The organism is Paenibacillus sp. FSL H8-0259 (assembly GCF_037963255.1).
GTDB classification, from domain to species: Bacteria; Bacillota; Bacilli; order Paenibacillales; family Paenibacillaceae; genus Paenibacillus_AQ; species Paenibacillus_AQ phytohabitans.
Genome location: NZ_CP150147.1, coordinates 6,576,365 through 6,588,366, shown reverse-complemented (window position 1 = coordinate 6,588,366; position 12,002 = coordinate 6,576,365). Strand labels below are relative to the sequence as shown.

Sequence of the window (12,002 nt, the reverse complement as noted above, 5' to 3'; positions counted from 1 at the left end):
ACTGGGGGAATCTTTGTGAAAAAAGTAACAAAACTAATGCTCGTAGCTGGTATCTCGTTGGCACTTGTAGGGGTAGGCAACAGCGGCGCCTTGAACAGTGTAACATCTGCAGCGAGCGCACCACTTAAGGTAGGCCGGGTGGAAGCGGCTGCCCATGGTACCAAATGCTTCACAGTAGCTGTTGCTGTAGTACAGAACGGTGTAATCGTTGCAGCTTCGCTGGATGATTATCAATTCCTGGGTACAGATGTAGCAACTGGCGTTCCTAACTCCGACAAAGAATTTGGCCTGAACGGCTACAAAGACCCTAACGTAGTTCTGGCTTCCAAGAAAGCTAACGCTAAATACTACAGCGAGCATATGGCTGAAGCAGCAGGCTCCACAGTTTCTTATGACAAGAACATTGCTGCTGTTGAGAAATTCGCTACAGGCAAAACAATCAAATCCCTTGAAATGACGCTTAGCAAGAAGTCCGCAGAGCAAGTAGTTGATGCTGTAAGCGGTGCTACTCTGGTGGATACCTCTAACTATCTGAAAGCAATTTTGGACGCTGCTAAAGCTGCCAAATAATTGCCCTTTTCATATTTACTTACGGGACTCCTTCACGGCTGCGGCTGTGCGGGAGTCTTTTTTATGTCCGCTTTACGGGGAGAGGCGAGTGGGACCCCTGTGTTTATGGGTATAACAGTATTAAGATGAAATACATCCTGTAAACCGGAATTCATAACTGGGGGTTGGGCCATGAAATGGCAGGGCAGAAGAGGCAGTTCGAATGTAGAAGACCGCAGAGGAAGCAGAGGCGGAGGCGGCAAGCTGATTGGCGGCGGAATTAGCGGGATCATTATTGTGGTGATTGTTACGCTGCTGAGCGGCGGGAATATCGGTGATATTATGGGCAATCTGACTTCCACAGGCTCCAGCACCAGCTCTAATGTTCCTTACGAGCAGACCGCACAGGAGAAGGAGTTGTCGGAATTTGTCTCCGTAGTACTGGCAGATACCGAAGATGTCTGGTCCGAAGTCTTCCAGGAGCAGGGGAAGACGTACCAGGACCCTACGCTTGTGCTCTATAGCGGCAGCGTTGACTCTGCCTGCGGAACCGCCAGTTCGGCAGTCGGGCCGTTCTATTGCCCCGGGGACGCCAAGCTGTATATCGATCTCAGCTTCTACGACGAGCTGCAACAGCAATTCAATGCGCCGGGCGATTTCGCCATGGCTTATGTAATTGCCCATGAGGTGGGTCACCATGTGCAGACACTGCTGGGTGCTTCCGAGCAGCTGAATTCGCTGCGCCAGAGCCTGAGCGAGACCGAATTCAACAAAGTTCAGGTCCGCTTTGAGCTGCAGGCCGATTATTACGCCGGGGTATGGGCGAAGCATGCCCAAGGAATGAACCTGCTGGAGGAAGGGGATCTGGAGGAAGCCTTAACCGCGGCGAGCGCAGTGGGGGACGACACGATCCAGAAGCGGGCACAAGGCTATGTGGTGCCTGACAGCTTCACTCACGGCACCTCCGAGCAGCGCAAACGCTGGTTCTACAAAGGGTTCAACTCCGGCACCATTGAAGGCGGAGATACTTTTAATGCCACTGAGCTGTAGAGGCTAAGCTGTAGATACTGAACGGTAGAGGCAAGCGTATCCGTCCCAATGCTGGTTTATACTGGCGAAGACAGGCCCTCTGTCTTCTCCAAAGCTTTAAATGTCAATAAAGCAGCGATTCTCTTGGTCATTGGAGGATCGCTGCTTTGCGTTATTGTTTATAGTTCTTTAAAGATTTTTGTAACCATTCCCGCTTAAACAGCGGAGCGTCCATCCAAGCGGCCATTTCATGGCTTTTGGGACAGATCCCTCTTGCTTGCAATGCACAGCGCTCCCGTACCTGATCTTCACCGTTCTAAAGTCCGGCTACGGACGAAGGTCATTGCGGTACGAGAGCCGGTTGCGGCCGAGTTTTTTGGATTCAAGCAGAAGCTGGTCGGCGTAGACATAGCCTTTTTCCATAGAAGTCTTCTGGCCGGGGTCTGCCTTGTAATAGTACAGTCCGAAAGAGGCGGAATACGGCACGCGGATCATCTGGTCCTCGAATTCTGCGGCTACGCTGTGTCCGTGAAGGCTGTCCAGGATTGCCTGAATCTGTGACTGGCACTCCTCAAAGGTTCTGTTCCTGAGAAACACGGTGAACTCTTCCCCGCCGCTGCGGAACAGGATGTCTTCTTCCTGCAGAAATTGCTTCAGTGTATCGGCAAAATCAATAATGACGCGGTCACCGACGGCGTGGTTGAAGGAATCGTTGATTTTTTTGAAACGGTCGATATCCGCCACTACAATTCCGATATATTCCCCGCTCTGGTTCAGCTCCTTCATCATCTTGTCCATGTGGGCCCGGTTATAGGTTCCTGTCAGGAAGTCGCGGTAAGCCATCTGCTCGAACTTGTCGCGTTCATATTTGTGCTGGGCGCTTTGCGATTTGGAATAGAAGGAGAGGCTGACGATGTAATTGAGCAGGAAGAGGGCAATCAGCATTTCCCATTTCTCCATTTGCAGCAGGCGCAGGAGCAGCGCATTGGTCAGGGCTACCTTGCTGAAATCAAGCAGGTTACGGCTCCGGAACAGCAGGTGACGGGCTTCCTTGCGTGTCTTGATGTCTCCAGAGAGCGCGAAGGTTATGATCAGGAACGTGGAGGACAGCAATGTGGTGACACAGACGACCAGGAGAAACAGGAGCCAGTATCCGAGCGGAAATCTCTCCGCAAAAGGGTGAAGCACAGTGTACAGATAATACGCGGCCGAGCCGCCCAGTGTAAAGGACCCAATATTGTAGAAGGTGTCCAGAAATTCGCCGGGATCGGCGGTTTTTGTCTTCTTTTTATAGAAAAATACAACGAAGCGGTATACGGTTTCGAACAGAAAGGTGCCCAGCGGTCCGGCGAAAATTCCGAACGAAGAGGTATAGCTGATAGCATAATCGATCGTAGAATTCCCGCTCCGGGTCACGATGCGCAGTTGAAAGTAGAAGCTGGAGAAGAGCGTATAGAGCACCAGCGCCTTGATATATGTATGGTCCAGAACTATAGCATGTTTGGGAATGAAAGCTATAGCAACGGAAGCGGCAAACAGGGAAAGGTCAAATACCCGTGCTTTAGACATGACAGAAGTTTTCCTTTCAGGATTTATACCGATTATAACCGAAAAGACGTTTTTTGATTATAAAGTTATTTTGGGATTTTTATAGATTGAACCATACACCCATGTCCTATATCCGGCAGCGGTCATATAATACTTTGTTAATGTGGAGCCGTCTGCTCTCGTGCAGAAGTGAATCTATAAGCCGGGGAGAGGAAGTTATGAAAATATTGCTGGTTACCTACTGGGGCCTTACCAATATGGGCGGGATCTGGACGTATATGAAACAGCTTGCCGATAAGCTGAGCGAACAGGGACACTCCGTCACACTCATGGGAAGCCATGTGGAGAACAACACCTTGTATTTGCTCGGGCAGAATGCTTCTTTTGATAAAAAAGCTTTCTATACCCTGCTGCTCCCGCACCTCGATATTACCTTATTCCCGCATCTGCATCTGGAGCATGGGATATTCAGCTTTGAGCTGGGACGTTATGTATTTGAGGGTGGAGCAGCGGTTCTGGGGCTGGAGAATTATGATGTCATTCATGCCCAGGACCCCATTGCCTCCTACGCGCTGCGGCGGATTATGCGACGTCCGGTTCCTCTCGTATCCAGTGTGCACGGGGCATTGTCCCGGGAAGCTTATTATGAATACAAAGGGCTTGAGCCTGGACTTACCCGCGAGGAATATGAGCGTCGGCCGATCTGGCGGTATTTCCGGCGGATGGAGGCGCTCGCGGCCCGGTCAGCTGACTTGATTATGGTCTCTTCGAACTGGATTGGTCAGCTGACTCAGGAGCTCGGTGTAAGCAGAGAACGGATTCATACTTTGCCGTATGGAGTGAATCTGGAGCAGTATGCGGCCAGGGCGGCGAGGCCTTCACCGCTTAAGATCGGAGGCGGAACCAAAGTAATCATGTATGCCGGACGCCTCGAATATATCAAAGGTGTGCATGTACTGATCGAGGCTCTGGGAATGCTGCAGAAGCACCGCACAGACTGGACCTGTGTAGTGGCCGGCATAGGCAGCCTGCTGGAAGAGCTCAGGGAACAGGCGCGCCAGCTTGGGATTCTGGAGCATATCCGCTTTGCCGGGAAGCTGGATAATATTCCGGCAGCACTAAGTGAGGCTGATATTTATGTACAGCCTTCCCTGCAGGATACTCAGCCGTTCTCGGTCACCGAGGCTCAGCTTGCAGGCATTGCCCCGATTGTTGCCGGCACTTCAGGTATGCCGGAAATGGTCCGCCACGGGGAGACCGGCTGGATCGTTCCGCCCGGTGATGCCGCCCGGCTGGCCGGGCTGCTGGAACAGCTGCTGGATAATGAGGAGCTGAGAGTACGTACCGGCTTCCAGGCAAGGGAGTGGGCGCAGCGCAGCCGTTCACTGGATGTCATGGCGGCCGGAACGCTGAATGTATACCGTAAAGCCATAAGTATGCTGGAGAGCGTACAAAGCCCGGCAGTCCGCTCGGCCTTGGGAGCAGAGCCGGCGGCAGGACCCGTTCCCGGAGCCTTCCATCCAGCCGATGTGCTGAATGCAATGTATCCCGGCATTCCGCTTGCGGCGAGCATGCGGGCAAGGCTCCCGCAGGATTATTCCATTCCGGACCCTCTTACGGTACTCACCGATCCGAAATAATTTCCTGTCCGCCGAAGTAGGCGGCAAAGTTGTCATGCCTTCCTGATTGAAGCATATACATGAGTGGAGTAACATTTTGGGCTTATGCTCTGGGCTTGTCTCAGGGATAGATTATGCCAAGAAGGAGGACATTTCCCGTGTTTGACCAGTCACACGGCTTGCGGTTTGATATTTATGAACGCATTCACCTTTCGGAAGAGCTTCCGGGAATAGCTGAGCTGGAGGAAGTCGAGCTGATTCCCGACATCCAGGTAATCCAGCGGGAGGACCGGGCGGAATTGCACGGGCAACTGCTGCTCACCGGACTCTACCGGGGGGAAGATGATCGCACACAGCGTCTGGAGCATGCGATTCCTGTTGAAATCACAGTCCCGCTGACACGGGTCAGCTCACTTGAAGACATAGGGGTTGAGATCGAGAATTTCGATATTGACCTGCTTACGATGCGAACCGTCAACATAACAGGGGTGCTCTCGCTGCGCGGAATCGGAAACGCGGATGCCCAGCCGGCCTGGCAGCAGGAGGAATATACAGTAGCCTACTCCCCTGAGGCTGAAGCGGATAACCGCGGGCCGGAGAATGATGCGCTATATGAAAATTCGCTCTGGACCTACGGGGAAGGTGTCGCGGAGGTTTCAGTGGAGGATCAGGAATATGCGGATTCCGTGGAAGCCGCGGGTAATCCGCTATTCCTGGAAGGCTCTTTATACACTCAGCCTTCGGCCTTAGTATCCGCTCAGTTGAAGGACAAGGAACCCAAGGTAAGAACGCATAACCTGGATTCCTCACCCGCAACCGTTCCATCCGGAACAGCGGATTCCGGGCAGAACTACAGCAAATCTGCGGCTGAGCCGGTCTCCAGTCATTTTCTTCCTTCCCGGGAGAAGACAGAAGAGCCTGGTGCGGTAAATGATTCGTTCAAGGCAGGTACGGAGGAGCCCGGTTTCCAGACGGGGACAGCCGCGTTGAATACTGTGGATCATTGGGGTACTGCCAGTCTTCATGCAGTCAATCAGGCAGAGCCGGTATTCACATCCGCAGCCAGTGATGATACAGCAGTGCTGGCCGAGAATGAAGAAGTGCCTGAAGAGGTTCAGGCTATAGACAATGAGAGCTTCGTGTCCGAGGAGTTCTTACCTCCCCAGGAGGAGAAGCAGGATCTCAAGATTGCGCTGGGCAGCAAAAAAGATCCGGCAATTGCCGAGCAGGAGCCATTGACCTTCTCTTCGCTGCTCAGCTCCAGCCGTGCGCGCAAGGAGCAGGAGATTCTTCATTCCGAGGAGGTAGCCTCCAAAGCGGCGGTTATTCCTGAGGTAGGGAATGATACCGAATGGAAAAGCCGGTTCATCGGCGGCCTTGGCGGTACAGAGCTGTTCCGCAAAGTGCGGCTCTGCATCGTCCAGCGGGAAGAAACGCTGGATACGATTGCCGAGAAATATCAGCTCAGTACCAGAGAGTTGTCCATGTATAACCGGCTCTCCGGACAGAATGTAGAAGAAGGTCAGGTTTTGTATATTCCCTAGGATGGACTGGGGAATGCGGCAGGAAGTTGCGGGGGGCTGTCCCACAAGCCATGACATGGCTGCTTGGGGCAGCCTTATTTTTTTACATAGGGTATATCTTGGCCCGGCCTGTTGCGGGTTCATATTCGCTTAGGCAGGGTTAATGGTCACTACCGGCTTATGTCTTGGCAGATTCAACCAGCTGTGCGCCGGTATACACCACTTCTTGGGAGGATGAGATATTTATGAAGAAAAAAGTGACGGCAGCCGCGATCGCATTGGGCGTGGCGCTGACTGCTTCGGCCGGCGTCTATGGCGCGGGCAACCTGCAGGAGATCCGGGCATCACTGAATTACAAGCTCGGGATCATCGTGAACGGGCAGGTCTATACGATGAAAGACGGCAACGGTAAAACGCTTGCCCCGATCACGTACAATGGCACAACGTACCTGCCTGTACGCTCAATCAGTGAAGCGCTGAACACCTCTGTCACTTATGACGCCGCAAACAGCCGGGTCGTCATCGGCGGCTCCGCTTCTCCTGGCACATCCTCTCAGGAACCGGCCGCGGAACCGGTACAGCGTCCGAAGAGCCTGCCGTCCGACTTCCCGCTGCCGTCCGATGCCAAAGTATTCAATCTGATTGAAGGCTCGGCGACCGGCACGCCGTCTGCGACGTTCAGCTATCTGACGAAGCAGGACCTGGAGACGCTTGGCAATACGTACAAAGAGTATTTTGTGCGCAAAGGCGCCACCGCCAAATCCGAGGAGATCTCCGCGGAAGCCTTCTCGATTATCGATGCCGGAAGCACGTTTTCTGTTACACTGGACGCCTACCTGGGAACTGGCAGCTATGGAGGCTACAATATCGTCAACGTGATCTGGAGCGGGAAGTAAGCGGTAGATGGGCAGCTCTCTGTGTATTTATCTCTGTTAGCCCTGTGTATACAACTCCGTTAGACATTTTTTTGAACCGGGCGGTATAAACTCTGACCTTTGTGTGTATGCTGGTTGACTAGGAATAGGACTGAATGTATTATTGACATAAGTAATAACTAGCATAAAGACTGGGAACGGGAAGAGTAGGCGGTCAGCCCTTCAGAGAGCGGAATTGTAGTTGCTGTGAATTTCCGCAGGATGCAGCCCCCGAAGTCGCCCCGGAGTCGCCCTTCTGAGCTTGCCTCCATGTTTATGGAGACCAGGTTAGGATGTGGCCGGACGCAGCCGTTATCTGCATGAGTGTCGCGCTAAGCTTCCGGACCTGTAAGGAGTCCGAGGCAGGGGTTTATTTTTGAAATACAAGAAAGTATAGGTTTTACATTATACTTTATCCTTGTATTTCCGCTGAAACGGATACCGTCCCTTGAAGGACGGCACAGCCGTTTACACCTGATTAGCGCGAAACAAAGGTGGTACCGCGAAAGAATGGCCTTTCGTCCTTTGAGACGAAGGGTCTTTTTGTATTTAAATATAAGGATATATATGTTTCACTCTATCAATCATCCTTATATTTCTCGCTGAAACGGTACCGTCCTTAGACAGGACGGTAAAGCCGTTTCCACTTGTCAGATCGTTACAGAATACAAAAAGCTTCTCATCATTTTCTCTAATGGAGGGTTCACAATGGCTGATAACAACAATACAGCAGCAGAGCTGACGAACCAGCTGGAAGCGGCAGAAGACACCGCTACTGCGAATCACAAGCAAAGCGATATGCCGACTACCTATGATCCGGGGTCGGCGGAGAAGAAATGGTATACTTACTGGATGGAGAACGGCTTCTTCGAAGCAGGCAAACGTCCGGATGCGCAGCCTTACAGCATTGTTATTCCCCCGCCGAATGTAACAGGAATGCTGCATATCGGGCATGCGCTTGATTTCACACTGCAGGATGTTCTGATCCGTACCAAACGGATGCAGGGATATGATACGCTGTGGCTGCCGGGAACGGACCATGCGGGTATCGCTACACAGACTAAGGTAGAGCAGAAGCTGCGCGAGCAGGGGATCTCCCGCCATGATCTGGGACGCGAGAAGTTCCTGGAGCAGGTATGGGCCTGGAAGGAGCAATATGCGGAGACGATTCACGGGCAGTGGGCCAAGATGGGCTTGTCGCTAGACTACTCGCGCGAACGGTTCACCCTGGATGAAGGAATGTCCAGCGGTGTCCGCCAGGTGTTTATTCAGCTGTACCGGAAAGGCCTGATCTACCGCGGCAAACGCATTATCAACTGGGATCCGGCTGCACGCACGGCTCTGTCGGACATCGAAGTTGAATATAAAGAGGTAAATGGCCATCTGTACCATCTGCGCTATCCGCTTAAGGACGGCAGCGGCTATATTACTGTAGCTACAACCCGGCCGGAAACGATGCTGGGCGATACTGCGGTTGCCGTGCATCCGGAAGATGACCGTTACAAGGATCTTATCGGCAAAACGCTGATCCTGCCGATTACCTTGCGGGAAATTCCGGTTATCGCTGATGATTATGTAGATAAGGAATTCGGCAGCGGCGCGGTGAAGATTACCCCGGCACATGATCCGAACGACTTTGAGATGGGCGTGCGCCATAATCTTCCACAGATTAATGTGATGGATGAAGGCGGAATTATGAATGCGGAAGCAGGCAAATACCAGGGACTGGACCGCAGCGACTGCCGCAAGGCGATCATTGCTGACCTGAAGGAGCAGGGCGTACTTGTATCCATTGAGGACCACGTACATCAGGTTGGACACAGCGAGCGTTCGGGAGCCGTAGTTGAGCCTTACCTGTCCACTCAGTGGTTCGTGAAGATGCAGCCGCTGGCAGAAGCGGCCATCGCAGCGCAGAAGGATGGCAGCGGTGTTAACTTCGTACCGGACCGCTTCGAGAAGACTTACCTGAACTGGATCGAGAATGTACGCGACTGGTGTATTTCCCGCCAATTGTGGTGGGGCCACCGTATTCCGGCCTGGTACTCCGAATCTACGGGAGAGATCGTTGTTGCGAATGATGAAGAAGAAGCGCGCACAATCAGCGGTCTGACGGACCTGAAGCAGGATGAGGATGTTCTGGATACCTGGTTCAGCTCGAACCTCTGGCCGTTCGCTACACTGGGCTGGCCTGATGAGAACAGCAGCGACTATCAGCGTTACTATCCGAACAATGTGCTGGTTACCGGCTACGATATCATCTACTTCTGGGTAGCCCGCATGATCTTCTCGGCTCTGGAATTCACCGGACAGAAGCCATTCTCCGACGTGCTGATGCATGGTCTCGTACGCGATGCTGAAGGGCGCAAAATGTCCAAATCACTCGGCAACGGTATCGATCCGCTGGATGTAATCGAGCAGTATGGTGCAGACGCTATGCGCTACATGATTACTACAGGCAGCACAGCCGGTCAGGATCTCCGGTTCCGGATGGAAAAGGTAGAGCAGGCGCGGAATTTTGCCAACAAGATCTGGAATGCCTCACGCTTTGCACTGATGAATCTCGAAGGTGTTTCTTTTGAAGATATTGACATCACAGGTGAGCTCAGCACGGCGGACCACTGGATTCTGCACCGCCTGAACGAAACTTCCCGCGATATTACGCGTCTAATTGACTCGTACGAGTTCGGCGAGACCGGCCGGCTGCTGTACAACTTCATCTGGGATGATCTGTGCGACTGGTATATCGAATTCGCCAAGCTCTCGCTGTACGGAGCGGACGCGGCTGCGAAGGCCAAGACACAATCGGTTCTGGCCTATGTACTGGACCGCACGCTGCGCCTGATTCATCCGTTCATGCCGTTCATTACGGAAGAAATCTGGCAGCATCTGCCGCATCAGGGCGACACCATCACGCTGGCTGAATGGCCGAAGTATGATTCTGCGCTTGAGAATCCGCAGGCAGTGGCAGAGATGAACCTCCTGATGGATGTTATCCGTGCCGTTCGTAATATCCGTGCGGAAGTGAACGTGCCGATGAGCAAGAAGGTAGAACTGATTATCAAAGCCGGGGGTCAGGAAACCCTGGACATTATTTCCCGCAACGACAATTACATCGGGCGCTTCTGCAATACCTCTTCCTTCGAAGCAGGGCTTGCGCCGCAGACACCGGATAAAGTGATGTCTGCTGTGGTTACAGGAGCCGAGCTGCTTCTGCCGTTATCAGGACTGATCGACATTGAACAGGAAATTGCCCGTCTGGAAAAAGAAGTCCAGACACTGAACAGCGAGGTTGAGCGCGTGGAGAAAAAGCTCGGCAATCAGGGTTTTGTCGCCAAGGCGCCAGCAAAAGTCATCGAAGAGGAGCGGGCGAAGCAGGCGGACTATTCTGATAGACGCGAGAAAGTGCTGGCCCGTATCGCAGAGCTGAGAGGATAAGGGATATGGAAGAGATCACCCGGAGCGGCGGTGCCGCTCCCTTAAGTTCTTATACAGAAGCGGTAGACTGGATCAACAGCCTGATTCCTTTCGGAATCCGGCCAGGGCTGGAGCGGATAGAGCTTCTGATGGAGAAGCTGGGTCATCCGCACCGCAAGCTCAAGTTCATTCACGTGGCAGGGACGAATGGCAAAGGCTCTACCTGTGCTTTTTTGACCCGTGTACTTATTCAGAGCGGGTACACGGTGGGGACCTTTACTTCTCCTTATATCACGAAATTCACGAACCGTTTCCAGTACAATGGAGCAGATATTTCCGAAGAGACTTTACTGGAACTCGTAAATAAACTGCGACCGCTGGTTCAAGAGATCGCGGGCGGTGAGCTGGGTTCGCCGACAATGTTCGAGGTGTCGACGGCACTGGCCATTCTCTATTATGGCGAAGTCTGTTATCCGGATGTAGTCGTATGGGAGACAGGTCTTGGGGGAAGGCTGGATGTAACGAATATTGTTACTCCGGTAGTGTCTGTAATCACGAATGTCGGACATGATCATACCGATGTACTCGGAGATACACTGGAGCTGATCGCCGGTGAGAAGGCCGGAATTATTAAGCCGGGCGTTCCTGCAGTCAGCTGCGTGAGCCAGCCGGAGGCCATCGCAGTACTGAAGGCTAAAGCGGCGTCTACCCGTTCTACTCTATATTTGGCTGGAGAAGATTTCAGCTATAGTGGTGTAGAGCTCAGGGACGGCCACCAGCATTTCACCTTCCAGGGTCCATTCCGCTCGCTAGAGCTTGATATCGCTATGAAAGGCGAACATCAGCTGGAGAATGCAGCGGGAGCTATGATGGTCCTTGAGGTGCTGCGGCAGTATATGGCCTTCATGCTGGAGGACGAGGATGTGCTGGAGGGATTCCGCGGTACATTCTGGGCCGGAAGGCTGGAGGAAGTAGGCACTTCACCCAGAATTATTCTGGACGGAGCACATAATCCGGAAGGTGCAGAGAGCCTGGCCAAGAGTCTTCCGCAGTTTGGGCCATACGGTAAATTAAATTTGCTCATGGGGATGCTGGCAAATAAGCATCACGAGTCGTATCTCAAGCATATACTGCCTATAGTGGATACGCTCATCCTGACCGAACCGGATTTCCGGAAGAAAATGGACGCGGAAGATCTGCAGGCCATCGCAGAAAGTCTGCGGAATAAATATGCCAAGGAAAACTTGGAAATCATAGTAGAACGTAATTGGGGCCAAGCGCTGCATCTGCTGCAGACGATCACAGCGGACGATGACCTTGCGGTCGTGTCCGGAACGCTGTATTTGATTTCTGATGTACGCAGTACGCTTTTACGGCAACCCGATTCTGAAAAAGGCTGGTGACGA

The 12,002-nt window shown here is 52.7% G+C and carries 8 protein-coding genes and 1 other annotated feature; of the genes, 7 read left to right on the top strand and 1 reads right to left on the bottom strand.

What is annotated here, in order from left to right; all coding sequences use genetic code 11:
* The first annotated feature begins 15 nt into the window (after positions 1-15).
* Together NSU01_RS28220 and NSU01_RS28215 are read left to right on the top strand one after the other, a co-directional pair.
* On the top strand, positions 16-570 hold the full coding sequence (locus tag NSU01_RS28220) for a hypothetical protein (RefSeq protein ID WP_042139599.1): 555 nt from the start codon (positions 16-18) through the stop codon (positions 568-570).
* Between the two features lie 171 nt (positions 571-741).
* Entirely contained in the window at positions 742-1,599 is an 858-nt protein-coding gene (locus NSU01_RS28215) for a neutral zinc metallopeptidase (protein ID WP_042139598.1), read from the top strand.
* 306 nt (positions 1,600-1,905) lie between these two features.
* On the opposite strand, the gene NSU01_RS28210 is transcribed toward NSU01_RS28215, so the two are convergent.
* Positions 1,906-3,147, bottom strand: coding sequence for a GGDEF domain-containing protein (locus NSU01_RS28210; protein ID WP_076247817.1), 1,242 nt, complete (start codon positions 3,145-3,147; stop codon positions 1,906-1,908).
* A 197-nt stretch (positions 3,148-3,344) separates the two neighbouring features.
* On the opposite strand from NSU01_RS28210, the gene NSU01_RS28205 reads away from it, so the two are divergent.
* The 5 genes from NSU01_RS28205 to NSU01_RS28185 all read left to right on the top strand — a co-directional run bounded on the left by NSU01_RS28205 (position 3,345) and on the right by NSU01_RS28185 (position 11,999).
* Complete coding sequence (locus NSU01_RS28205; RefSeq protein WP_052422066.1) at positions 3,345-4,766, top strand: glycosyltransferase family 4 protein; 1,422 nt, start codon at positions 3,345-3,347, stop codon at positions 4,764-4,766.
* Positions 4,767-4,903: 137 nt separating this feature from the next.
* Positions 4,904-6,289 carry a LysM peptidoglycan-binding domain-containing protein gene (locus NSU01_RS28200; RefSeq protein WP_076247815.1) on the top strand — a complete coding sequence of 462 codons (1,386 nt, stop codon included), beginning with the start codon at positions 4,904-4,906 and terminating at the stop codon, positions 6,287-6,289.
* 224 nt (positions 6,290-6,513) lie between these two features.
* Positions 6,514-7,164 (top strand): stalk domain-containing protein, encoded by a 651-nt coding sequence (locus NSU01_RS28195; RefSeq protein WP_076247813.1) that lies wholly within the window; start codon positions 6,514-6,516, stop codon positions 7,162-7,164.
* A 163-nt stretch (positions 7,165-7,327) separates the two neighbouring features.
* Positions 7,328-7,711, top strand: a binding site (T-box leader).
* Positions 7,712-7,980: 269 nt separating this feature from the next.
* Positions 7,981-10,617, top strand: coding sequence for a valine--tRNA ligase (locus tag NSU01_RS28190; protein ID WP_076247874.1), 2,637 nt, complete (start codon positions 7,981-7,983; stop codon positions 10,615-10,617).
* A gap of 5 nt (positions 10,618-10,622) precedes the next feature.
* On the top strand, positions 10,623-11,999 hold the full coding sequence (locus tag NSU01_RS28185; RefSeq protein ID WP_042139594.1) for a folylpolyglutamate synthase/dihydrofolate synthase family protein: 1,377 nt from the start codon (positions 10,623-10,625) through the stop codon (positions 11,997-11,999).
* Positions 12,000-12,002 lie beyond the last annotated feature (3 nt).